Below are 25,345 nucleotides of genomic sequence, written 5' to 3'. Positions count from 1 at the left end.
CTAAGTTTCAAACTTGTTTCACGTGAAACAAGATTAGAATTTATATTAAATATTGGATTAGACTTCTTCTCTAGTAGCCATGTGGCGAATAATGTCTTCACTGATTTTAGCAAGACGATCGAATTCTTGGATCGCAGCACTTTCAGCGTTAACTTTAAGAAGCATGTAGTAACCATCACGGAAATCATTGATTTCGTATGCAAGACGGCGTTTACCCCATTCTTTTGCTTCTACTTCCGCACCATTATCAGAAAGGATTGTGTTGAAACGTTCAACTAAAGCTTTTTTAGCTTCTTCCTCAATGTTTGGACGGATGATATACATAATTTCGTATTTTCTCATCACTGTCACCTCCTTTTGGTCTAAGCGGCCCAATTGGGCAAGGAGCAATTATTTATAATTACTCACAAGAAGAAATTATAGCATAGTTAAAGGGACTTTGCAACGAACGGTTAAACTTATTACAATTTATTGAAATCAAATGTTATAGACTTAAATAAACTATACCGAGAAAAAAAAGACTCTACAGATTGGATCTGTAGAGTCTCTCTATGACTTATACGTTAAAACGGAAATGGATTACATCGCCGTCGTTAACGATATATTCTTTGCCTTCTAATCGTACTTTGCCCGCGTCCTTTGCAGCACTATGGCTTCCTGCTTCAAGTAGGTCATTATACGAAACGATTTCGGCACGGATGAAACCGCGTTCGAAGTCTGTGTGAATGACACCTGCACATTGAGGTGCTTTCATACCTTTACGGAACGTCCAAGCACGTACTTCCTGAACTCCAGCTGTAAAGTATGTTGCCAACCCTAGCAGGTTGTATGAAGCACGGATTAATTGATCAAGACCGGACTCCTCGATGCCGAGTTCAGATAAGAACATTTCCTTTTCTTCACCTTCAAGCTCCGCAATTTCCTCTTCAATTTTTGCACAAATTACGATAACTTCTGCATTTTCTTTCGCAGCATATTCACGAACTTGTTGTACATATTCATTATCATCAGCATTAGCCACTTCATCCTCACTTACATTAGCCACATAAAGAGTCGGCTTCGCTGTAAGCAAGTGCATGCCCTTAACGATTTTTTGCTGTTCTTCAGTAAAATCAACCGAACGAGCTGGTTTTTCTTCTTCCAATGCCTCTTTCAAAGCGACAAGGATTTCATGCTCAGCCACTGCGCCTTTATCTTTTTGCTTGGCCATTTTTCCAACGCGGTCGATTCGTTTATCAACAGATTCCAAATCAGCTAGAATCAATTCAAGATTGATGACTTCAATATCATCAATTGGATTTACTTTTCCAGAAACGTGAGTAATATTATCGTCAGCGAAACAACGAACGACTTGACAAATTGCATCAACTTGACGAACATGGGAAAGGAATTTATTCCCAAGACCTTCCCCTTTACTTGCTCCTTTAACTATACCGGCAATATCCGTGAATTCAAATGCTGTCGGCACTGTCTTTTTCGGCTTCACCAATTCAGTCAATTTTTGTAAACGATGATCGGGCACTTCTACAATCCCAACGTTTGGATCAATTGTACAAAAAGGATAGTTGGCAGATTCCGCACCTGCCTGAGTTATTGCATTAAATAAAGTGGATTTACCTACGTTAGGCAAACCAACTATACCAGCTGTTAAAGCCATTTATATTTCACTCCTTCAAGATAATTCGTACATATGGAAAAAGATAAATCTTCTATAAAGACAATCTAATTACCTAAACCTTTCCCAATTATAGATTTCACTCCCTAAAAAGACAAGTAAATCATTGAGATAGTAGGACCGCTTTCTCTCCATGAAAAAAGCATGATCATTCCTCATGCTTTTGTAGAACTTTTTTCATTTTCTTTGCAAATTCACGTCGAGGCAACATCACGCTATGACCGCAGCCTTCACATTTTATCCGGATATCCATACCTAGCCGGATAATTTTCCACTTATTGACCCCACATGGATGTGGTTTTTTCATTTCGACAATATCCTTCAATGCAAATTCTTTTTCATCCATAACCATGAGCCCCCTAGTTCCTACGACTCGCTGCCGCTATATGTAGATTTAATTCCACTTAAATCAAGAGCAGCACTTATTTCTTTTCTTAACATTCTACTAATTTCGACATGATACATCGGCTTTGTTTCAGCTGTAACTCGAAGGACGATTTCATCAGGACCTATTGTTTCAATTCCCACAAATTCAGGGGCTTTAATTAAGGCTTCATATTTACCTTCCATACTACTTAAAAGATCGATCAGTACTTTTTCAGCAAGCTCGACTGATCCATCATTAGGTATGGTCACATCAACAACAGCCATACTGTTTAAGATAGAATAATTTGTAACTTGGATAATACTGCCGTTAGGTATGAAGTGCAATTCCCCTGCACTGCTTTTAATTTTTGTTGTACGAAGCCCAATTTCAAGAACTTCACCCTCAAATGTATTAATTTTAATATAGTCCCCAACCGAGAAGTGATCTTCAAAAATCACAAAGAACCCTGTGATAATATCTTTGACCAAACTTTGGGCACCAAACCCAATCGCCAAACCGAGTACACCAGCACCCGCGAGTAATGGCATTACTTCAAGTCCAAAAATTTCAAGAATCATCATCAAGGCAATGAAATTAATAACATAGGTAATGATATTTTCCAGCAACTTAATGAGTGTCGCTTCCCTACGCTCTGAAACTCGAATAGGACTTCTTAAACGAGCTTTGAAAAACTTATTTAAAACGGTCTTTCCTATTCTAATAACAATACGCGATAACAACAGAACAAGGAAGATTTTAATAATTCCCTCTCCCATCAGTAGCCATACTTTTTCATCCAATATTTCTTTTGTAACGTTATCAATGCTATCCATCTTTTCCTCCTGCCTATTGCAAAATCTGCAAAACTTTTATATTCCCTATGACTTTCCCTATTTTGGACGTATCCCCTCTACCTCTCAAGCCAAAAGATAACCCTAAATAAGAAAAGTTTTCTCTATTTTATCAATAAATAAGGGTTTCTGTACAAAAAAAATCTGGGTATATAGGTAATATCATTAGAAGTTTTTTCTATTTCAATGAATCATTTTTTATATATAACGGGAATTGGTAGAGGAAGAAGCATCCTACTATTTCCCTTCCCCCGTTTGAAGGTTCTTACCAAATAAATCCCCACCAATTTTACATTAAATACCGTATATTTTTCCTTTTTTATCCGTATACTGTAATACCAAACTAAGTAAAGGAGTTGAGCCGATGAATCTGAATTCTAGTCTATTTAATAATAAAAATAGATTGAGTCGCATCCTACATGAAGATACGGACGCATCTAAACAAATTTCCCAAGAATTAATCAACCTTCTTCCAACTGGAAAGCTTCAACCTATCGTAATTGTCTGTATTGGCACAGACCGTTCAACTGGTGATTCCCTCGGTCCACTTGTCGGCACCCTGCTTAATGAAAAAACAGAAGACGGTACCTCTTCCTTCCATATTTATGGTACTCTCGATAATCCTATACATGCAATGAATTTACAGGAAAAACTAAATGAAATTAGCAAAATCCATACCAATCCCTTTATCGTCGGAATCGATGCTTGCTTAGGAAAATTGAAAAGCGTCGGCATTGTTCAAATTGGTCAAGGGCCGGTGAAACCTGGCGCTGGAGTCAATAAAGATCTACCTTCTGTTGGCAATGCCCATATTACAGGAATCGTGAATGTCAGTGGATTCATGGAGTTTATGGTCCTACAAAACACTCGTCTCAATCTAGTCTTAAAAATGGCCAAAACCATTGCAGAGGGCATTTATGAAGCACAAAATCAATATCCAGTAAAACCATCTTTCACTCCATCCACTCCATTCACCTGGTCATTCAAGCAAGAAAAAACACTTTGATTCTTATGTTCCTGAAAAATTTGGCCGAGTATAAAAATAAAGGAAGGGGGCGAACCCCTTCCTTTATTTTTATACATAATACATGATTGTAACTAGAATTGCTGTAATCATTATTCCTGGAAGCAGGTTAGCCACCCTGATTTTGGTGACACCGATAATATTCAAGCCAATCGCTAAAATCATGACTCCTCCAGTTGCTGTCATTTCAAGAATGAAGGAATCCATTAAAGCAGTTGGAATCAAAGTATTAATTTGCCTTGAAAAAATGGCAATGAAACCTTCATAAAGAATGATAGGGAACGCTGAAAAAAGTACACCAATGCCAAGGGTACTGGACAGAACTAGAGCAGTAAACCCATCGATAATCGATTTTGTTATTAAAACATCATGATCATTACGGATCCCACTATCCAGGGCACCGATAATGGCCATCGCTCCAATGCAAAATATGAGCGTGGCTGTTACGAAGCCCTGAGATATCGAAGTTCCCTTTTTCGCTTTCATCCGACGTTCTATCCAATTGCCTAAAGAGTTAAGCCTAGCTTCAAGATTCATCCATTCTCCAAGCACAGCGCCTCCCACAATACATATTATGACCAGAATAAAATTGTCACTTTTAAACCCCATCTGCAATCCTAAGACAATAACGGTCAAACCGATACCACTCATGACCGTTTCTTTTATCTTCTCAGGTATATGCTGTAAAAACATTCACAAAATCGACCCGATTAAAATACAAGCCCCATTCACCAAAGTCCCCAATAAAACCATCTTATTCACCTAATTCTCTACAGTAAAGATCCCATGTCGCAAGTCTGCATTCAAAAATCGTCTCACAAAGAAGGGACTAAGAGGAAAGGTTTTCTTGATCAATCAAGTCTAATATTCTCTCTAAATCTTCTTTTGAAAAGAATTCGATTTCTATCTTCCCTTTTTTCTTGCTTTGTTTAATAGTCACGCTTGTTCCTAGTCTTTCACGAAGACTTGACTCCCGCTGCTTTATAAATATATCTTTTTTCACTTGTTTCGCAGGTTTAGTTTCACGTGAAACCGTATCATTTAATTGATGAATATATTGCTCTAGCTTTCGGACATTCATTCCTTCTTTGAGAATTTTGTCTATAACTGGCTGAAGTAACTCTTTTTTCTTCAATCCTAGTAATGCACGCCCATGTCCCATAGAAATTTCACCTTCAGAGATATAACTCCTTATCTTTTCAGGCAAAGATAGTAATCGAACATAGTTAGCAATATGCGGCCGACTTTTCCCCAAGCGAATAGCCAACTGTTCCTGAGTAATTTCTAATTTTTCAAGCAAGGTTTGATAAGCCGCCGCTTCCTCAATCGGGTTTAAATCTTCCCGTTGAAGGTTTTCCAAAATCGCCAGTTCCATCATCTGTTGTTCATTCAATTCCCTCACAACAACTGGAACTGTCTTTAAGCCAGCTTCTTTTGCGGCACGATAACGTCTCTCACCAGCCACAATTTCATAGCCTTTAATACTTTTCCGGGCAATAATCGGCTGTAATATCCCATGCTCTATGATTGATTGCTTAAGTTCTTCTATCGCTTCAGATCGAAAGCTTTTCCGGGGCTGATAAGGATTTGGCCTTAATTCCCTCAATTTGATTTCCCGCACGATTTCATCTTTACTGATTTCCCCATTGTTGAATAGTGCGTTTAGTCCTTTGCCAAGTCCCTTAGCCATTTGACACCACTTCCTTTGCCAGTTCTAAATAGACCTCCGCTCCTCGTGACTTTGGATCATAAATAATTATCGGTTCTCCATGGCTCGGCGCTTCACTCAATCGGACATTCCGCGGAATGATGGTTTGATAAACTTTATCCTGAAAGTATTTTTTGACTTCCTCAATAACTTGAAGACCCAAATTTGTTCTAGCATCCAACATTGTCAATAGGACACCTTCGATTTTCAAATCATGGTTTAAATGCTTTTGCACGAGACGGACCGTATTTAAGAGCTGACTTAAGCCCTCCAATGCATAATATTCACATTGTACAGGGATTAAAACAGCATCAGCCGCTGTTAATGCATTTAGGGTAAGCAGTCCTAATGACGGTGGACAATCAATTACAATGTAGTCATACTGACTCTGCACCTCTTCTAACGCCCTTTTTAAACGGACTTCTCTAGAGATGGTTGGAACAAGTTCTATTTCAGCACCTGCAAGTTGAATTGTCGCAGGTATAGCATATAAGTTTTCGACCTTTGTTTCCAAGATAACGGTACTGGCTTCGACATCATCAACCAATACATCATAAATACATTGTTCTACTTCTGATTTATCAATACCTGCACCGCTTGTCGCATTTCCCTGCGGATCGATATCGACCAATAAGACTTTCTGTCCTATGTATGCAAGACAAGCACTAAGGCTGACAGAAGTTGTCGTTTTTCCAACACCGCCTTTTTGATTGGCAATGGCGAGAATCTTACCCACGAATTCACCTGCTTTCAACTATCTTTATACTCTATATCGAAATGCAATTACCGTAATTTTCTTTCTTTCTATTTTATCATGAATAATCCTGGAAGAAATCGTTTTCTGAAATTCCTCTTAAAATTTGGCATTTACCTAAAAATGACCAAAAGATACTGTTGAAAAGGAACCATTAAGTATCAGGTCGATTATTACTAGAGGATAAAAAAAGCTTGGTAATCGAAGACTACCAAGCGGGGCTATGGAAAAGGGAATCAAGTTTTCTTCTTAGGAATCTTAATCGTAAACTGATAATATTCCTCGAATTCCTCTTCCTCTGCATCCAAATTTATTCCATTGTCTGTTACCATATTCACGGATTGACGGATGGTATTGACCGCAATCCTCATGTCTTTACTAAACGCCTTTCGCTTTGGCTTCGGCTTAAGTACCGTACCGGTGAGGAGCTTGACGACACGCTCTTCTGTCTGCTTAACGTTTAAGCCTTTTTCGATGATTTCCAAAAGTAGTTTGATCTGCTTTTCCGGACTTTTTAATGGAATTAACGAGCGGGCATGACGTTCCGTAATTTGCTTTTGAAGAAGTGCATCTTGGACCTCCGTCGGTAGCTTAAGCAGCCGAAGCTTATTCGCCACAGTAGATTGGCCAATTCCGAGTCTTTGTGCCAGAGCCTCTTGAGTTAAACTATGAAGCTCTAATAGTTTCCCATAAGCTAATGCTTCTTCAATCGGTGTTAGCTCTTCACGCTGAAGGTTTTCTATCAGCGCAACTGAAGCCGTTTCTGTATCCGTAAAATCCTTGACAATAGCCGGTGCCAATTCCCAACCAAGCTTTTGCATAGCACGAAAACGACGCTCGCCTGCAATGATTTCGTATTTCCCCTGTCCATACGCCCTTACTACAATCGGTTGAATGATCCCATGTGTATGAATCGTTTGAGCCAATTCTGCAATTTTATCGTCATTAAAAACGGTCCTTGGTTGAAATCGATTAGGCACAATATCAGAAATGGAAATTTTTCTTATTTCTTCGTTATTATTGCTAGGTGTCTCCATCTCTAGTTGCTGTTCTTCTTTTTCGCCAAACCCAAAGAACCGCGAAAAAGGATGCTTCATCTTCCTACACCACCTTTTAAAACTCCCAAATAACATATTCTCTATTGAAAGGACAAGTCCTGCATACATTTCCCGACATGGTTATACATATGGTCCAGCGTTGTAAAAAACATGTCGACTGTCGTCATTAAAGCAATAATGAGGCATAGACGTCCAGATATTATGGATATCTGCCAGCTTACCCGAGATTATTTCCCTGATTTTTCAAAAAGATAAAACGCCGACTTTCTCGCTCTCTAGGAAAACGATGCATCTGATTATAAAGAACACTGTGTCGGGTATGTTTACTTATACATTTTTAATGGATAAAAAAACCCTACATTTATAGTAAAAGAAAATTAGAACAAGTGCTAGCCCAAATCTATCTTTCACAAAAATGAATAGTAAGCCTCATAGTAAAAGGATTATTTAATGGGCTGTTTATTTGGTGTACCAGGTTTTCTTGGGTATTTTTTAGGAGTCTTCTTTACTTTTTTTACCGTAATGATGTTTCTTTCACTATTTTCTTCGGGCAATGTGAAGGGATAAATTTCTTCAATTTTTCCGCCTAACATAAAAATCGCCTTCTTACCGGTATCCATTTCATCTTGTGCACTTGCCGCTTTCATGGCAATGAACGTCCCATCCGGTTTGACTAACGGCAAACAAAGCTCACTTAAGACAGACATCCTCGCTACCGCTCTTGCCATAACAATATCATAGGATTCACGATGCTCTGGTTTTTGAGCGAAGGTTTCCGCCCGGTCATGGTAAAAGGAAACGCCCTTTAATTGTAACTCATCAGCAAGATGATTCAAAAAGGAGATCCGCTTATTCAAAGAATCCACGATAGATACGTGGATATTTGGGAAACAAATTTTTAAAGGAATGCTCGGGAACCCAGCTCCTGCTCCAACATCGCAAATCTGATAAGGCTTGTTAAAATCGAAATAGAATGCTGCACTAATTGAATCATAAAAATGCTTTAAATAAACTTCTTCTTTATTCGTGATGGCGGTTAGGTTCATCTTTTCGTTCCATTCCACCAATAATCGATAATAGGTGTCAAACTGTTCAAGCTGACGAGGAGAAAGCTCGATCCCCTTCTCCTGTAGTGCCTGTTGAAATTGTTCAATATTCATGAATTCTTCAATCCTTTTCGGGTATTTCCGTTACTGAGAAACTCTGGCAATCTTACCTTGTTCCAAATAAACAAGCAAAATGGAGACATCAGCAGGATTTACACCGGAAATTCGTGAAGCCTGAGCTACTGATAGCGGGTGAACCTGTTTTAATTTTTGGCGTGCTTCTGTTGCAAGACCGGAGATGGCATCATAGTCGATATTCTCTGGAATTTTCTTATTCTCCATTTTTTTCAGGCGATCGACCTGTTGCAAGGATTTTTCAATATATCCTTCATATTTAATTTGAATTTCGACTTGTTCCGTCACTTCGTTGCTTAGTTCGACGTCACTTGGAGCTAGCTTCTGAATATGAGAATAATCCATTTCAGGACGTTTCAATAAGTCAGAGGCACGAATTCCATCCTTCAATTCACTGCCACCACTTGTTATAATAACGTCTTGCACTTCTTGTGTTGGTTTAATGAAGGTTGATTTTAGCCGTTCTTTTTCCACTTCAACTGCTTCCTTTTTCAAAAGAAAACGTTTGTAACGGTCTTCTTTGATCATTCCAATATTGGACCCAATTTCCGTTAAACGTAAATCAGCATTGTCATGACGCAGCAGTAAACGATATTCTGCACGTGAAGTCAGCAAGCGGTATGGTTCATTCGTGCCTTTCGTAACGAGATCATCAATTAAAACGCCAATGTAGGCATCCGAGCGGCTTAAGATCAGTTCTTCTTTTCCTATTGCTTTCAAACCTGCATTAATACCAGCCATAAGCCCTTGCCCCGCCGCTTCTTCGTAGCCGGAAGTTCCATTAATTTGGCCTGCAGTATACAAGTTTTTAACTTTTTTCGTTTCTAGTGTAGGCCAAAGCTGAGTAGGAACGATTGCATCATATTCAATTGCATATCCAGCACGCATCATTTCCGCCTTCTCGAGCCCTGGAATCGTTTGAAGGATTTTTACTTGTACATCTTCAGGTAGACTGGTTGACAGCCCTTGCACATAGACTTCCTTTGTATTACGACCTTCAGGTTCAAGGAAAATTTGATGGCGCGGTTTATCATTAAAACGTACGACCTTATCTTCTATTGATGGGCAATAGCGTGGTCCCGTTCCCTTAATCATCCCAGAATACATCGGTGAACGATGTAAATTCTCATCGATGAGCTGGTGGGTTCCCTCATTCGTGTATGTCAACCAGCATGGCAACTGTTCAGTGATGAATTTCGTTGTTTCATATGAAAAAGCGCGTGGGACTTCATCACCAGGCTGTATTTCCGTTTTGCTGTAATCAATGGATGAACTATTGACGCGCGGAGGTGTTCCTGTTTTAAAACGAACTAAATCAAATCCTAATTGCTCCAAATGTTCAGAAAGTCTGATGGAAGGCTGCTGATTGTTAGGACCGCTTGAATATTTTAGTTCCCCTAAAATAATTTCTCCACGTAAATATGTTCCTGTCGTGATTACGACAGTTTTCGCACGATACACTGCACCTGTTTTAGTAATGACACCCGTACAAACACCATTTTCAACAATTAATTCCTCAACCATTCCTTGAATTAATGTCAAATTTTCTTGGTCTTCTATCGTCTTTTTCATTTCCTGCTGATAGAGAAATTTATCCGCCTGTGCCCTCAACGCACGTACAGCCGGACCTTTAGCTGTATTCAACATCCTCATTTGAATATGGGTTTTATCAATATTTTTTCCCATTTCACCGCCTAAAGCGTCAATTTCCCTGACAACAATCCCTTTTGCTGGTCCGCCAACAGACGGATTACATGGCATAAAGGCGACCATATCTAAATTAATGGTAACCATCAACGTTTTAGCTCCGACTCTTGCAGCTGCAAGGCCTGCTTCACTACCAGCATGTCCAGCTCCAATAACAATGACATCATAACTTCCTGCTTCGTATTGCATATTTTCTCCTCCTTTTACTGTTATTTTCCTAAACAAAATTGCGAGAACAATTGGTTGATTAAATTATCCTGAACACTTTCACCAATGATTTCGCCGAGGAGCTCCCAAGCCTTTGTGAAATCAATTTGGACTAAATCAATCGGCGTCCCCATGTCAATCGCTTCAATTGCATCCTCAATTGACTGTAATGCTTGACCAAGCAAGGCTATATGACGAGCATTTGAAACATAGGTTAAGTCTCCTGACTCTAAAGAACCCTCAAAGAATAAAGAAGCAATCGCATCTTCCAACTCATTGACTCCTTGATCCTCAAGTAAAGACGTAGAAACAATTTTATGCGATGCCGACTTTTCCTTAACCTGATCCAAATTGATTTTTTGTGGAAGATCAGTTTTATTGATAATAACGATAACATCCATACCTTTAACAGCTTGGAATAGTTTTTCATCTTCAGGTGTAAAGTCATCGGAATAGTTTAAGACAAGTAAAATTAAATCTGCCTCTTTTAATACTGCACGAGAACGTTCAACCCCAATTCGTTCAACAATGTCCTCTGTTTCCCGAATCCCTGCTGTATCGACAAGTTTAAGGGGGACTCCGCGAACATTGACATATTCCTCGATTACATCACGTGTTGTGCCTGGAATATCAGTAACAATGGCCTTATTTTCATGAACTAAGCTGTTAAGCAAAGAAGATTTTCCGACATTCGGGCGTCCAATGATAACCGTCGCCAGCCCATCCCGCAGAATTTTCCCTTGCTGGGCAGTATGCAGGAGTTTTTCTATTTCCGTCTTCACATAGCTGCCTTTTTCCAAAAATAAACGATGTGTCATTTCTTCGACATCATCATATTCCGGGTAATCTATGTTCACCTCGACTTGTGCGAGGGTCTGTAAAATTTCCTGACGCAACTTTTGAATTAATTTCGAAAGCCGCCCTTCCATTTGCCCTAAGGCTACATTCATCGCTTTATCCGTTTTTGCCCGAATTAAATCCATAACAGCTTCTGCTTGGGAAAGATCAATCCTTCCATTCAAAAAAGCTCGTTTCGTAAATTCACCAGGTTCTGCTAAACGTGCCCCCTGTGAGAGGATAAGCTGTAATACCCGATTGACCGAAACGATCCCGCCATGACAATTTATTTCGATTACATCTTCTCTTGTAAATGTCTTTGGACCTTTCATAACAGAAACCATAACTTCTTCTATGATTTCACCAGTTTTCGGTTGAGTTAAGTGTCCGTAATGAATCGTATGTGATTTCACTTCAAGCAAACTTTTCCCACCTGGTCCTTTAAAGATCTTATCGGCTATTTCTATGGCCTCATCACCGCTGATTCTTACGATGGCAATTGCCCCTTCCCCTAAGGGAGTAGAGATAGCGGTGATTGTATCGAATTCCATGCTTTCACCTCTTATATATTGATGTTTCTTTATTTTTTCCATAATAAAATCGTCGAATTCCCTAAATAACTACAATACCACAGTATATTCATGAAAAAAAGTAGATACTCCTTCCTTTCCAGAGTTATCCACATGCATTAAAACCCATATTCTGTATCACTTATTTTAACTTATCCACATGTGAATAACAAATATAGCCTGCTTTCCTTCTTTTCTTAACTCTTTACTAATTACGAAAGGACAAAATAGATACATGTCGATTTTTGCTGAATTTTTCTTTTTTTAAAGAATTCGACAGACTACAATACTTTAATCACTCATGGGCCGAACCATTCCTATTAAAAACAAAAAAAGAACCTCCGCTAATAGCAGAAGGTTCATCTGATTGGTGTAATGACCAAATGGCGATATGGTTCTGTACCATTGGAAATTGTTTTGATTTTTGGGTAATGCAGGAGAGCATTATGAATGACCTTCCGTTCAAAGGATGGCATTGGCTCCAGTGAAACAGATTTACCAGTTTTTATTGCTTTATTTGCCATTCTTTCAGCCAATTGGATTAAAGTATCATTGCGGCGATTTCGATAATCTTCTGCATCCACAGTTATATTCAAAAACTGCTTCGAATAGCGATTTGCAACCAGCTGCGTTAAATACTGAAGGGAATTTAGTGTTTGGCCCCTTTTTCCAATTAATAAAGCGATCTTTTCACCTGATAAAAGAAACGTTACATTCTTACCTTGACGACGGACATCAATTTCTGCATTAACTCCCATTTTTCCACTGACATTCTTCAAAAATTTCAGTGATTCTTCAATAGGGTCAGCTGGCAATGTCACATGGACAATTGCCTTCCTTGCACCAAATAAACCAAAAAATCCTTTTTTGCCTTCATCTTCAATTTCAATCTCCACGCGATCCCTAGTGCTGTTAAGTTGAGCTAAAGCTAAATTTACTGCTTCTTCGACAGATTGTCCTGCAGCAGTTACTTTTTTCACTTTTTCTTTGCTCCTCCCGCGTTTTCCGCAGCTGCTTTTCTAAGATCTGGACCTTTAATGAAATACGTTTGAACGATACCGAAAATGTTACCTACTACCCAGTAAAGTGAAAGAGCAGCGGGAAATTTAATTGCAAAAATAACAATCATAACTGGCATGATGTAAAGCATCATCGTCATTTGTGCTGCCATTTGTGGATTAGAGTTCATTCCCATCATGGATAGTTTTTGCTGAATAAAAGTAGTAATACCAGCAACAACCGGTAAAATATAATACGGATCCGGAGAACCTAAATCAAACCAAAGAAAGCTATGTAAAGCAATTTCTTCCGTACGGCTGATAGCATGGTAAAAACCGATCAAAATTGGCATTTGCACCAATATCGGTAAACATCCCGCCAATGGATTCACATTATATTTTGAAAATAAAGCCATCGTTTCTTGCTGTAGTTTTTGTTGTGTGGCAGCATCTTTTGAGCTGTATTTTGCTTGAAGTTCTTTCATCTCAGGCTGAATAGCCTGCATTGCTTTCGAGCTTTTCACCTGCTTGATCATTAATGGAAGTAATGCTAAGCGAATGATTAGTGTAACACCGATGATTCCCAAACCATAGTTCTCGCCAAATGCCTCAGAAAACCGAATGATCAGCCATGATAATGGATAGACAATGTATGAATTCCAGAACCCTTCACTTTCTGCAGTTATAGGTTCTTTAATTTCCGTACACCCTGCTAACAACATCATTATAGAAGCTAGTCCAATAATGAGTAATATTCGTTTTTTCAACCGTAATTTCCTCCTAACTGCAATCAATCTTTTTTGAAACAATGAACTGTTTACAAGCAGACTTCAAGGAAAAGTAATCCACTTTTTTTACAGCTCAATAAGGAATTTTCTATGTTATTTTTCTCAATGTTTAAGACATTAACTGAGGAGTACTTAGTTTTCGATATAAAGGAGAACGTTATTGTTTTTTCATTTTAAAGTTTAGTGATTTAGAACGTTTTAGGACATGGATCAAGCTGCTTTTCACTTGGAAAAAGTCCATTTCCGCCGCTGGCTTTCGAGCAATCACAATATAATCCTTACCGTCTTCTATATCATCTTTCAATTCCAAAAATGCTTGCCGTATGTATCTTTTAATCTGATTCCGAACAACAGCATTCCCGATTTTTTTACTGACAGAAAGGCCTATCCGAAAATAATCCTGCTCGGGCTTTTCAAGGACATAGACAACGAATTGCCGATTAGCAGAGGATTCGCCCTTTTTAAACACAAGCTGAAACTCGTCCTCTTTCTTAATCCTTAACTTTTTTTTCATCTTTACACCTTCATTAAATGAATTGAGTCTCAGTAAATCCCTTATTTTGCGAAAAAAGACCACTGAGACTTTTCAGTGGTCTATGCAGATAATACTTTTCTGCCCTTACGGCGACGTGCAGCAATTACTCTACGTCCGTTTTTCGTGCTCATACGTGCACGGAAACCGTGAACTTTACTATGCTTACGATTATTCGGTTGATAAGTTCTTTTCATTATATGACACCTCCCTGAGGAATAACAGTTAAAGACAGTCTTTACAATTATATAGATGATGGTTTCTACTTGTCAACCTCATCCTAAAAAATATTTCTTTTTATGCTCAATGTCCAGTTGGTCTTTTTTTACTACCTAGCCTATTGTAAATGATTTTGCCTCGAACTGATATAGAAATTTTTGGTGAGAGGGAAATTTCCATGAATTTTCCCTTAAACACATTTAAGCAGATCCCTTAGTTTACACGATCCACTGAGCAAAAACATAGGGAGGCCTGGTTGTTTTTAAGTGAACCATTGGGTTTGTCAGGAAAAGGTTTTAATATTTACGTTTTATTGAAAGCTATTACAACATGTTTTTCTGTCCTATTCGTTTAAGAAGCAGGGAAATAAATTTAAATACTTCGTGCCAAAACTTCAGTCTGTGGATAAAATTCGACATGATTTTTTCTATCCACAACCTGTTTTATAGACTTTTACACATAACAATAGCCTGTGGAAAAGTTTTTCCCACAGGCTCGTAAAGTTGTGGATAAAGTTTTCTAACCCATTGCAAGACGCCTGAATTTCTGATATTATATTTGTGTTTTCACTCTGAATAACTTTATCAACAGGTAAGGTTTATCCACAGACTGTGCATAACATGTGGATAGCTTATTCGACCTGTGTATATTACTCTGTCCACAAACGGTGGATATTGTCGAAAACCCTTTTTTCTTCTTTATTATATATTTCTCCAAATACCTGTTGATGAATAATCATCCAAACCTACATCACCTTACAAGATGTAGTCTGTACAAAGGTTGTACAGCGCAAGATATAGTAATAGGGACATCACATTACAGAACACTCCCTTATACAGCTCACCGAACCTTTGCTGTCAAAATTTATATTAAGACGGCAATCGATGAGTTTATTTGTGCCTATACATTTAGATATTATTAAAAATATTTTGCAAAGGAGGGATAAGTTTGGATAACATCGATAGCCTCTGGAACCAGGCGCTCGGAAAAATTGAAAAAAAGATCAGTAAACCAAGCTTTGAAACTTGGCTTAAATCAACCAAGGCTTATTTACTACAAGGTGATACGTTAACAGTCACCGCTCCCAATGAATTTGCCAGGGACTGGCTTGAAGAACGCTATTCACATCTTATTTCTGATGTATTGTTTGAACTTACCGGTGAGGAATTGGAAGCAAAATTCATCATTCCTCCCAATCAAGAAGATGGTGATTTTACTGTTCCTGTTCAGCCTAAAAAGATTAAAAAACAGGATAAAGAACACAATGCATTTCCTCAGCATATGTTAAATGCGAAAAATACCTTTGATACGTTTGTCATCGGCTCCGGCAATCGTTTTGCCCATGCCGCGTCTCTCGCTGTCGCAGAAGCTCCTGCAAAAGCCTATAACCCATTATTTATATATGGAGGCGTAGGACTAGGTAAAACCCATTTAATGCACGCAATTGGGCATTACGTACTTGAGCATAATCCGAAGGCAAAGGTCGTTTATTTATCTTCTGAAAAATTTACGAACGAATTTATCAATTCTATCCGAGACAATAAAGCAGGGGAATTCCGTGATAGATACCGAAGTGTAGATGTTTTATTAATTGATGATATTCAATTTCTAGCAGGAAAAGAACAAACTCAAGAAGAGTTTTTCCATACATTCAATGCACTACATGAAGAAAGCAAACAGATTGTCATCTCGAGTGACCGTCCTCCAAAAGAGATCCCTACACTCGAAGACCGCCTCCGTTCCCGCTTTGAATGGGGTTTAATTACGGATATCACACCGCCTGATTTAGAAACGCGAATTGCTATTTTACGTAAAAAGGCAAAAGCAGAAGGTCTTGATATCCCAAATGAAGTTATGCTTTATATTGCCAATCAAATTGACTCGAATATTCGTGAACTTGAAGGTGCACTTATTCGTGTTGTTGCTTATTCTTCGTTAATTAATAAGGATATTAATGCTGATTTAGCAGCCGAAGCATTAAGAGACATTATTCCAAGCTCGAAACCTAAAATAATCACCATCTTAGAAATCCAAAAAACAGTTGGTGAGCATTATAGTGTGAAATTGGAGGATTTCAAAGCGAAAAAACGGACTAAATCCGTGGCCTTTCCAAGGCAGATTGCCATGTATCTTTCCAGAGAGTTAACGGATTCATCTCTGCCTAAGATAGGAGATGAATTTGGTGGTCGCGATCATACGACCGTTATTCATGCGCATGAAAAAATTTCAAAACTTATGCAAACAGATACCCAGCTTCAACGTCAGGTCAAAGAAATCCAGGATCAGTTGAAGGTATAGATGATTCTGGATAATGTGTATAACTGATGACTACTTACACACAGTCTGTCCACATGTGGATAGACTGTTTTTCCTTAGGTTGAGTCGACTTATCCACATATCAACAGGCCCTACTACTATTACTACTATCTTTTTTAATAAAAAATATTAATAAATATGCCTATTCGGCAATTAAAAATTTGGAGGATGAAACATGAGATTTATAATTCAAAGAGATCGATTAGTTCATAGTGTCCAAGAAGTAATGAAAGCAGTCACATCAAGAACAACGATTCCAATTTTAACGGGGATAAAAATAAGTGTTACAACTGAAGGTGTTACTTTAACAGGAAGTGATTCAGATATTTCCATTCAATCATTTATTCCAGCTGAAGTAGACGGTGATGAAATTGTTGAAGTGAAAAATAGCGGTGGAATTGTACTTAATGCTCGTTTTTTCAGTGAAATTGTCAAAAAATTACCGATGGATACTGTAGAAATTGAAGTCGAAAACAACTTTCAAACAATTATTCGCTCAGGTAAAGCTGAATTTAACTTAAATGGACTGGATCCTGAAGAATACCCCCATCTTCCAGTCATTGAGGAAGAAAATATTTTCAAGCTTCCAACAGACCTATTAAAAACTCTTATTCGTCAAACTGGCTTTGCAGTGTCCACCTCAGAAACACGCCCTATCTTAACAGGTGTAAACTTAAAGGTTCAAGATGACGAATTGACCTGTATTGCAACAGATAGTCACAGGCTGGCAATGAGAACAGCAAAAATCGAAAATAAAATTACTGGGACCTATAGCGTTGTGATTCCAGGTAAAAGTCTAAATGAATTAAGTAAAATCCTTGATGATACAAACGAACTAATAGAAATCGTCATTACAGATAATCAAGTCTTATTCAAAGCAGAAAATTTATTATTCTTCTCACGGCTACTTGAGGGGAATTATCCGGATACGTCCCGCTTAATTCCTTCAGATAGCAAAACGGATGTGACTGTTCACACAAAAGATTTTCTGCAAGCAATTGACCGAGCATCTTTATTGGCCAGAGAAGGCAGAAATAATGTGGTCAAACTGACAACTTTAGAAGGCCGCATTATCGAAGTCTCTTCTAATACACCTGAAATTGGTAAAGTAATTGAGGAAGTTCAAGCAGAGGCCATTGAAGGTGAGGATTTGAAAATCTCCTTCAGTGCTAAATTTGTTATGGATGCCTTAAAAGTTTTAGAAGGAACGGAAATTAAAATCAACTTTACAGGTGCGATGCGTCCATTTGTAATTCGTCCGCTTCATGATGATTCTATGCTTCAATTAATTCTGCCTGTTAGAACTTACTAAGCTAAAATAATATTTTAAAAAAATTAAAGGCTTGTTCAGCAGGCCTTTAATTTTTTTATACTTAAATATAGGCCCCATAAGGTTTTTTACAGCGTTTTTAATTCTGAATAAAACCTAGAACTATAAAAAACAGGAGCTAAAAAAGCTATACTTTGTCTTAATGGGTTTTTTTTAGTAAAATGAAATATTAAAGACTACTTAGAAATGAGTGAGGCATGAAATGGACTCCATAAAAATAAGCACAGAATATATTACGCTAGGACAATTCTTAAAAGTAGCCGATTTGATCCAAAGCGGAGGAATGTCGAAATGGTTCTTAAGTGAATACGAAGTTTTCATTAACGGTGAATTAGACGTGAGAAGAGGCAGAAAATTAAGATCAGGTGATAAAATAGAGATTCCTGGATTTGGCGTCTTCACAATTACAAGCTAAAACATAAGGGAAGAGCGGAATATGTATATTGAAAATATAAGTTTGAGAAATTACCGCAACTATACCGAATTGAACCTGACTTTTGAAAATAAGGTCAATGTAATCCTTGGGGAAAATGCTCAAGGAAAAACAAATGTCATGGAATCTATTTTTGTTTTAGCAATGGCAAAATCTCACCGGACCTCAAATGATAAAGAACTTATTCGCTGGGATGAAGAGTATGCTAAAATAGAAGGAAGAGTTAGAAAGAGAAATACCTCAATACCACTTGAGCTGACCATTTCAAAAAAAGGGAAAAAGGCGAAATGCAACCATATTGAACAAAGAAAATTAAGTCAATATGTCGGAAATATGAATGTGGTCATGTTTGCGCCTGAGGATCTTAACCTTGTAAAAGGAAGTCCTCTAGTCAGACGCCGTTTTATAGATATGGAAATTGGCCAGGTTTCTCCCGTATACCTTCATGATATGAGCCAATATCATAAAATACTTCAACAAAGAAATCATTACTTAAAGCTTCTGCAGACCCGGAAACAAACGGATACGACGATGCTTGACGTGCTAACTGATCAATTTATTCAGTATGCAGCGAAAATTGTCGAAAGAAGATACGAGTTTCTTTTAAAGCTCCAGCAATGGGCAGAGCCGATTCACTCGGGGATCTCCAGAAATCTAGAAGTATTGAAAATCCAATATAAACCGTCGCTTGATGTATCAGAATCTATGGATTTGACGAAAATGATAGAAGTATACACAGAAAAATTTGATAAAATAAAAACAAGGGAAATTGAACGGGGTGTAACACTGGTAGGTCCTCATCGTGACGACCTGGTTTTTTTTGTGAATGACCGTGATGTCCAGACATATGGTTCACAAGGACAACAACGTACAACTGCCCTATCTTTGAAACTTGCCGAAATTGAGCTGATCCATGAAGAAATCGGCGAGTATCCCATTTTATTATTGGATGATGTGTTATCGGAACTTGACGATTTCCGTCAATCTCATTTACTGAATACGATACAAGGGAAAGTGCAAACATTTGTGACGACACCCTCCGTTGATGGAATCGATCATCAAACCCTAAGAGAAGCGTCCACCTTTTATGTTAGTCAAGGAAGTATAAAAAAGGTTAAATGATGAGGTGAATGTATGTATCTCCATATTGGTGAAGACATTCTTGTGAAAACGGACGATGTCATTGCCATTTTAGATAAGAAGTTGCTCCAGGCCTCTCCAATCATGAGTGAGTTTTTGGAGAAAAAGTCTGATGTTACTTACCATTTAGCAAAAAACTCGGTTAAATCGATTGTAGTGACGGATAAACAGGTCTATTATTCACCGCTTGCGTCGTCCACTTTGAAAAAGCGTTCACTGCAGCCATCGTTATTAATCGATGATATAGACTCTCTTTGAATTTAAGCGATAAAGTTTTAATTACTCCTAAAAAAATGATAAATGCCAAAAGAAAAGTGTAGGTGATACGTATGACAATGGAACAAAAAGAAGTACAAGCTCAGGCATACGATGAGAATCAGATACAGGTTTTAGAAGGCTTAGAAGCAGTTCGTAAACGTCCAGGGATGTATATCGGTACTACCTCTGCAAAAGGACTTCACCATCTTGTTTGGGAAATTGTCGATAATAGTATTGATGAGGCACTAGCAGGTTTCTGTACTGAAATCAAAGTGACGATAGAAGAAGACAATAGCATAACCGTAGTCGATAATGGTCGGGGAATTCCAGTAGGTATCCATGAAAAAATGGGACGGCCAGCAGTAGAAGTAATCATGACGGTCCTACATGCGGGCGGTAAATTTGGTGGCGGGGGTTATAAGGTCTCCGGTGGTCTGCATGGTGTGGGAGCTTCAGTAGTTAATGCCTTATCCACGGTTTTAGAAGTTTTTGTTCATCGTGAAGGGAAAATTCACTATCAACAATTTAACCGTGGTGTCCCAAAAGAAGATTTAAAAATTATCGGGGAAACCGATCATACCGGTACGACGGTACACTTCATTCCTGATGGTGAAATCTTCACGGAATCTTTAGAATATGATTTCGATACATTAGCCACACGTATCCGTGAGCTTGCATTCTTGAATAAAGGCTTGAAGCTAATCATTGAAGATAAACGCGGAGAAGAAGAGAAAATCAGGGAATACCACTATGAGGGCGGTATCAAATCTTATGTAGAGCATTTGAACCGTTCAAAAGAAGTCCTTCATGAGGAACCGATTTTCATGGAAGGCGAGAAAGAAGGTATATCTGTCGAATTAGCTCTGCAATATAATGACAGCTACATCAGTAATGTCTTTTCTTTTGCCAATAATATTCATACCTATGAAGGCGGTACACATGAATCAGGATTCAAGACTGCGTTGACTAGGGTTATCAATGATTATGCGCGGAAAAACGGGCTCTTAAAAGAGGCAGACTCCAATTTCTCTGGTGAAGATGTTCGTGAAGGGCTAACAGCAATTATTTCCATTAAGCATCCTGAACCGCAGTTTGAAGGGCAAACCAAAACAAAGCTTGGAAACTCAGAAGTAAGAACGGTTACTGATTCCATTCTTTCGGAAAGGTTGGATTCCTTTTTATACGAAAATCCTTCAGTGGCTAGAAAAATCGTTGATAAAGGGCAAATGGCGGCAAGAGCTCGTTTGGCGGCCAAGAAAGCACGTGAGTTAACTCGAAGAAAAAGTGCTTTGGAAGTCTCCAATCTACCTGGGAAACTAGCAGATTGTTCGTCTAAGGACCCTTCTATCAGCGAATTGTACATTGTAGAAGGAAACTCGGCCGGTGGCTCAGCTAAACAAGGACGCGACCGCCATTTCCAAGCTATTCTGCCGCTAAGAGGTAAAATCCTAAATGTGGAAAAGGCGCGATTGGATAGAATCCTTCATAATATAGAAATTGGTACAATTATTACTGCACTAGGAACAGGTATTGGTGATGAATTCAATATTGAAAAAGCTAGATACCATAAAATTGTTATCATGACCGATGCGGATGTAGACGGTGCTCACATTAGAACTTTAATGTTGACATTCTTCTATCGCTATATGCGGAAAATTATAGAGTATGGTTATATTTATATTGCCCAGCCACCTCTTTTCAAAATTCAGCAGGGTAAAAGAGTGGAATATGCCTATAATGACCGCGAACTAGAACAAATCATGGCAAGTCTGCCAAGCACTCCTAAGCCTAACTTACAGCGTTATAAAGGGCTGGGGGAAATGAACCCAGAGCAACTATGGGAAACAACAATGAACCCTGATACGAGAACGTTACTTCAAGTTAGTTTGAAAGATGCTATTGAAGCAGATGAAACTTTCGAAATGTTGATGGGAGATAAAGTAGAGCCGCGTCGTAACTTTATTGAGGAAAATGCGATTTATGTTAAAAACCTCGACATCTGATTTTTTGACAGGATGAATTTACATCCTGTTCTTTACATAGTGCAAGATCAGTTTAAAAAATGAGAGTAAAAGCTTTATAAAGGAGGTTGGCTCCATGTCAGAAAATGAAAGATCAGGTGTAAAAGAAATAAATATAAGTACCGAGATGCGTACATCTTTTTTGGATTACGCGATGAGCGTTATCGTATCCCGGGCGTTACCTGATGTAAGGGACGGCTTGAAACCGGTACACAGAAGAATTCTATATGCGATGAATGATCTTGGTATGACGTCGGATAAACCATTTAAAAAATCAGCCCGTATTGTCGGAGAAGTAATCGGTAAATATCACCCGCATGGTGACTCTGCTGTTTATGAAACGATGGTCAGGATGGCTCAGCCATTTAACTATCGCTATATGCTCGTTGATGGACACGGAAATTTCGGTTCGGTCGATGGTGACCAAGCGGCCGCCATGAGGTACACAGAAGCGAGAATGTCAAAGATTTCGATGGAATTGATTCGTGATTTGAATAAGGATACGGTTAACTTTCAGGATAACTATGATGGCTCAGAAAGAGAACCAGCTGTTATGCCAGCCCGTTTCCCAAACTTATTAGTGAATGGTTCGTCAGGGATAGCAGTCGGAATGGCTACCAATATTCCGCCCCATCAATTAGGTGAGGTAATTGACGGTGTATTGGCTTTAAGTAAGAATCCTGATATAACAATTCAAGAATTGATGGAATTTATCCCTGGCCCGGATTTTCCAACTGCGGGGTTAATTTTAGGGCGCAGTGGAATTAGAAAAGCCTATGAAACTGGAAAAGGGTCAATCATTCAGAGGGCGAAAGTTGAAATTGAAGAGAAGCCCAATGGAAAACAGGTTATTCTAGTTAAAGAAATCCCTTATCAAGTGAATAAAGCAAGGTTGATTGAAAAAATTGCAGAACTTGCTCGTGATAAGAAAATTGAAGGCATTACCGATTTAAGGGATGAATCAGATCGTACCGGCATGCGTATAGTTATGGAGCTACGAAAGGACGCAAATGCAAATGTCCTTTTAAACAACTTGTATAAGCATACTGCAATGCAAACGACCTTCGGAATCAACTTGCTTGCACTGGTGGATGGACAGCCTAAAGTATTGAACTTAAAGCAATGTCTGCACTATTACTTAGAGCATCAACAGGTAGTTATACGACGCAGAACTGAATTTGAACTACGTAAAGCGGAAGCGCGTGCTCATATTTTAGAAGGTTTGCGAATTGCCCTTGATAATTTGGATGCAGTCATTACATTAATCCGTGGTTCCCAAACTACAGAAATTGCCCGAGAAGGGTTAATGACACAATTTTCACTTTCTGAAAAACAGGCGCAAGCAATTTTAGATATGCGTTTACAACGCTTGACCGGTTTGGAACGGGAAAAAATTGAAGATGAATATCAAGCGTTAATGGCATTAATCGCAGAATATAAAGCTATCCTTGCTGATGAGGAAAAGGTTCTTGAAATTATTCGTGAAGAGCTTCTTGAAATTAAAGAACGCTTTAATGATAAAAGAAGAACTGAAATTACATTAGTCGGTTTTGAGAACTTAGAAGATGAAGATTTGATTCCAGAGGAAAATATAATCGTGACACTGACTCATAACGGTTATATTAAACGTTTGCCTGCAACCACGTACCGCAGCCAAAAACGCGGAGGTCGAGGTATACAGGGAATGGGTACGAATGCAGATGACTTTGTAGGTCATTTGTTAACAACTTCGACTCATGACACACTATTATTCTTTACTAATAAAGGTAAAGTCTATCGGTCCAAAGGATACGAAATTCCTGAATATGGCCGGACTGCAAAAGGACTGCCACTTATCAATTTGTTAGAAGTTGATAAAGGTGAGTGGGTCAATGCAATCATACCGGTGAAGGAATTTGTCGATGATTGGTATTTATTCTTCACAACCAGACATGGTATATCAAAGCGTACACCACTGTCATCCTTTGCAAATATCCGCAATAACGGTTTAATTGCTTTAGGGCTGCGAGAAGATGATGAATTGATCTCTGTACGTCTTACGAATGGAGAGAAACAGATTATTATCGGAACAAAAGCTGGAATGATGATTCGTTTCCCTGAAACGGATGTACGTACAATGGGACGTACCGCAGCTGGAGTAAAAGGGATTTCCTTAAGGGATGATGACGAAGTAGTCGGTATGGAAATTCTTGAAGAAAATGAAGAAGTCCTGATTGTTACGAAAAATGGATATGGAAAACGGACATCTGCTGAGGAATACCGTATTCAAAGCCGTGGTGGTAAAGGAATAAAAACATGTAATGTCACAGAGAAAAATGGTGAACTTATTGCCGTGAAAACAGTGACAGGAGAAGATGAGGACTTGATGCTGATTACAGCAGCTGGTGTGTTAATCCGAATGGAAGTCGAAGGTATTTCTAAAACGGGTCGTAATACACAGGGTGTTAAGCTCATTCGTCTCGAATCTGCAGACAATGAATATGTTTCAACGGTGGCCATCGTTGGAAGAGAAGAAGAAGAAAAAGAAGAATTCGTTGAAAAAGAAGAAGGAATAGAACAGAATCCAACAAATATAGATTCAGATCCAGATTCTAACGAAGTAGCCGAAAACGAAGAACCTGAAAAAGATACGGAAGAATAATCGTTTAATAAAAGAGACCCAGCCAATTATGAACTGCACCCCAATTGTTAGACAACATCTAACAATTGGAGGTGCAGTTTTTTAATTTTTATATTGGAAGTAACAAGGGGGCTACTGCTGAAATTGTTTTTATTGATGCAAGTTCTCAAATTAGGCTACTGGTTAAGATAGTAGATAATAATCAAACATTAATTTAGGGATAAATCGGGAGTTATATATATAGGAAATCTTATAATCATAGAAGAAGTTTACTAATTTAATCAGGTAAGCTACTTCTATCATTAAAGGAGACAACCAAAGAATTGGGTAACTACAAACGAAGTATTTTATTTATTTTAAAATAACTCTTGCAATTACTTGTGATACTAGATATAATAACTAAGTCGACATCGAGAGAAAAAAAGTTGTTGACAGGAAATGATATAATTGATATATTATTAAAGTCGTTTCTAAGATAAACGACAACGAAATTGCTCTTTGAAAACTGAACAAAACAAAGCGCCAACGTTAATTTTTAAGTGAGCACACACTATTAAAAAAGCAAAATGAGCAAGTCAAACATTTCTTCGGAGAGTTTGATCCTGGCTCAGGACGAACGCTGGCGGCGTGCCTAATACATGCAAGTCGAGCGAATCGATGGGAGCTTGCTCCCTGAGATTAGCGGCGGACGGGTGAGTAACACGTGGGCAACCTGCCTATAAGACTGGGATAACTTCGGGAAACCGGAGCTA

23 protein-coding genes and 1 rRNA gene are annotated in these 25,345 nt (G+C 38.5%); 9 read left to right on the top strand and 15 right to left on the bottom strand.

The genetic code is table 11. The annotated features are described in order from the left end of the window. Window positions 1-57 precede the first annotated feature (57 nt). The 4 genes from rpsF to ACQKMR_RS08825 all read right to left on the bottom strand — a co-directional run bounded on the left by rpsF (window position 58) and on the right by ACQKMR_RS08825 (window position 2,875). Entirely contained in the window at window positions 58-342 is a 285-nt protein-coding gene (rpsF, locus tag ACQKMR_RS08840) for a 30S ribosomal protein S6 (protein ID WP_034316153.1), read from the bottom strand. Window positions 343-556: 214 nt separating this feature from the next. After that, window positions 557-1,657: a redox-regulated ATPase YchF gene (gene ychF / locus ACQKMR_RS08835; protein ID WP_427696967.1), complete on the bottom strand. Its 1,101-nt coding sequence runs from the start codon at window positions 1,655-1,657 to the stop codon at window positions 557-559. A gap of 166 nt (window positions 1,658-1,823) precedes the next feature. Further along, a complete protein-coding gene (locus tag ACQKMR_RS08830) occupies window positions 1,824-2,021 on the bottom strand; it encodes a DUF951 domain-containing protein (RefSeq protein WP_397327337.1) in 198 nt (65 codons plus the stop codon). Window positions 2,022-2,041: 20 nt separating this feature from the next. Then, window positions 2,042-2,875: a mechanosensitive ion channel family protein gene (locus ACQKMR_RS08825; protein ID WP_427696966.1), complete on the bottom strand. Its 834-nt coding sequence runs from the start codon at window positions 2,873-2,875 to the stop codon at window positions 2,042-2,044. Between the two features lie 382 nt (window positions 2,876-3,257). Between ACQKMR_RS08825 and yyaC the strand changes: the two genes are divergently transcribed. Beyond that, entirely contained in the window at window positions 3,258-3,899 is a 642-nt protein-coding gene (gene yyaC, locus ACQKMR_RS08820) for a spore protease YyaC (RefSeq protein WP_427696965.1), read from the top strand. A 69-nt stretch (window positions 3,900-3,968) separates the two neighbouring features. Here the strand turns inward: yyaC and ACQKMR_RS08815 are convergent, their stop codons facing one another. The 11 genes from ACQKMR_RS08815 to rpmH all read right to left on the bottom strand — a co-directional run bounded on the left by ACQKMR_RS08815 (window position 3,969) and on the right by rpmH (window position 14,453). Then, a complete protein-coding gene (locus ACQKMR_RS08815; RefSeq protein WP_427696964.1) occupies window positions 3,969-4,610 on the bottom strand; it encodes a DUF554 domain-containing protein in 642 nt (213 codons plus the stop codon). A gap of 136 nt (window positions 4,611-4,746) precedes the next feature. Then, window positions 4,747-5,607, bottom strand: coding sequence for a ParB/RepB/Spo0J family partition protein (locus ACQKMR_RS08810; protein ID WP_427696963.1), 861 nt, complete (start codon window positions 5,605-5,607; stop codon window positions 4,747-4,749). Continuing rightward, window positions 5,600-6,361, bottom strand: coding sequence for a ParA family protein (locus ACQKMR_RS08805; RefSeq protein WP_427696962.1), 762 nt, complete (start codon window positions 6,359-6,361; stop codon window positions 5,600-5,602). The genes ACQKMR_RS08810 and ACQKMR_RS08805 overlap by 8 nt, the downstream gene beginning before the upstream one ends. Window positions 6,362-6,615: 254 nt before the next feature. Then, window positions 6,616-7,476, bottom strand: a complete 861-nt coding sequence (gene noc, locus ACQKMR_RS08800; RefSeq protein WP_427696961.1) for a nucleoid occlusion protein — start codon at window positions 7,474-7,476, stop codon at window positions 6,616-6,618. Between the two features lie 404 nt (window positions 7,477-7,880). Continuing rightward, complete coding sequence (gene rsmG / locus ACQKMR_RS08795; RefSeq protein ID WP_427696960.1) at window positions 7,881-8,597, bottom strand: 16S rRNA (guanine(527)-N(7))-methyltransferase RsmG; 717 nt, start codon at window positions 8,595-8,597, stop codon at window positions 7,881-7,883. Window positions 8,598-8,627: 30 nt separating this feature from the next. Beyond that, window positions 8,628-10,514: a tRNA uridine-5-carboxymethylaminomethyl(34) synthesis enzyme MnmG gene (gene mnmG, locus ACQKMR_RS08790; RefSeq protein ID WP_427696959.1), complete on the bottom strand. Its 1,887-nt coding sequence runs from the start codon at window positions 10,512-10,514 to the stop codon at window positions 8,628-8,630. A gap of 20 nt (window positions 10,515-10,534) precedes the next feature. Then, window positions 10,535-11,920, bottom strand: coding sequence for a tRNA uridine-5-carboxymethylaminomethyl(34) synthesis GTPase MnmE (gene mnmE / locus ACQKMR_RS08785; protein WP_427696958.1), 1,386 nt, complete (start codon window positions 11,918-11,920; stop codon window positions 10,535-10,537). A 377-nt stretch (window positions 11,921-12,297) separates the two neighbouring features. Continuing rightward, window positions 12,298-12,918, bottom strand: coding sequence for an RNA-binding cell elongation regulator Jag/EloR (gene jag / locus ACQKMR_RS08780; protein WP_427696957.1), 621 nt, complete (start codon window positions 12,916-12,918; stop codon window positions 12,298-12,300). Beyond that, window positions 12,915-13,703: a YidC family membrane integrase SpoIIIJ gene (gene spoIIIJ / locus ACQKMR_RS08775; RefSeq protein ID WP_427696956.1), complete on the bottom strand. Its 789-nt coding sequence runs from the start codon at window positions 13,701-13,703 to the stop codon at window positions 12,915-12,917. Before spoIIIJ ends, jag begins: the two co-directional genes overlap by 4 nt. Before the next feature lie 178 nt (window positions 13,704-13,881). Beyond that, window positions 13,882-14,238, bottom strand: coding sequence for a ribonuclease P protein component (gene rnpA / locus ACQKMR_RS08770; RefSeq protein WP_427696955.1), 357 nt, complete (start codon window positions 14,236-14,238; stop codon window positions 13,882-13,884). Between the two features lie 80 nt (window positions 14,239-14,318). Further along, window positions 14,319-14,453, bottom strand: a complete 135-nt coding sequence (rpmH, locus tag ACQKMR_RS08765) for a 50S ribosomal protein L34 (RefSeq protein WP_034316183.1) — start codon at window positions 14,451-14,453, stop codon at window positions 14,319-14,321. 970 nt (window positions 14,454-15,423) lie between these two features. Here rpmH and dnaA point away from each other — a divergent pair. From dnaA to ACQKMR_RS08725, 8 genes are all read left to right on the top strand, one after another. Beyond that, window positions 15,424-16,773: a chromosomal replication initiator protein DnaA gene (gene dnaA, locus ACQKMR_RS08760; protein WP_427696954.1), complete on the top strand. Its 1,350-nt coding sequence runs from the start codon at window positions 15,424-15,426 to the stop codon at window positions 16,771-16,773. Window positions 16,774-16,966: 193 nt separating this feature from the next. After that, the gene (dnaN, locus tag ACQKMR_RS08755) at window positions 16,967-18,103 is read left to right on the top strand and encodes a DNA polymerase III subunit beta (RefSeq protein ID WP_427696953.1); all 1,137 of its coding nucleotides are present in this window, start codon (window positions 16,967-16,969) and stop codon (window positions 18,101-18,103) included. 220 nt (window positions 18,104-18,323) lie between these two features. Further along, entirely contained in the window at window positions 18,324-18,536 is a 213-nt protein-coding gene (gene yaaA / locus ACQKMR_RS08750; protein ID WP_427696952.1) for a S4 domain-containing protein YaaA, read from the top strand. Window positions 18,537-18,557: 21 nt separating this feature from the next. Continuing rightward, window positions 18,558-19,676, top strand: a complete 1,119-nt coding sequence (gene recF, locus ACQKMR_RS08745) for a DNA replication/repair protein RecF (RefSeq protein ID WP_053348304.1) — start codon at window positions 18,558-18,560, stop codon at window positions 19,674-19,676. Window positions 19,677-19,688: 12 nt separating this feature from the next. Continuing rightward, complete coding sequence (remB, locus tag ACQKMR_RS08740; RefSeq protein ID WP_053348303.1) at window positions 19,689-19,952, top strand: extracellular matrix regulator RemB; 264 nt, start codon at window positions 19,689-19,691, stop codon at window positions 19,950-19,952. A gap of 77 nt (window positions 19,953-20,029) precedes the next feature. Next, entirely contained in the window at window positions 20,030-21,955 is a 1,926-nt protein-coding gene (gene gyrB, locus ACQKMR_RS08735; protein WP_427697074.1) for a DNA gyrase subunit B, read from the top strand. Window positions 21,956-22,049: 94 nt separating this feature from the next. Then, window positions 22,050-24,614 (top strand): DNA gyrase subunit A, encoded by a 2,565-nt coding sequence (gyrA, locus tag ACQKMR_RS08730; RefSeq protein WP_427696951.1) that lies wholly within the window; start codon window positions 22,050-22,052, stop codon window positions 24,612-24,614. Window positions 24,615-25,177: 563 nt separating this feature from the next. Further along, a 16S ribosomal RNA gene (locus ACQKMR_RS08725) occupies window positions 25,178-25,345 on the top strand; the annotation flags it as partial.

It is taken from the genome of Peribacillus sp. NPDC096540, from assembly GCF_050278525.1.
Lineage (GTDB): Bacteria > Bacillota > Bacilli > Bacillales > DSM-1321 > Peribacillus.
Note: the sequence above shows the minus strand (reverse complement) of the source record. Positions and strands in the feature narration are given on the sequence as shown.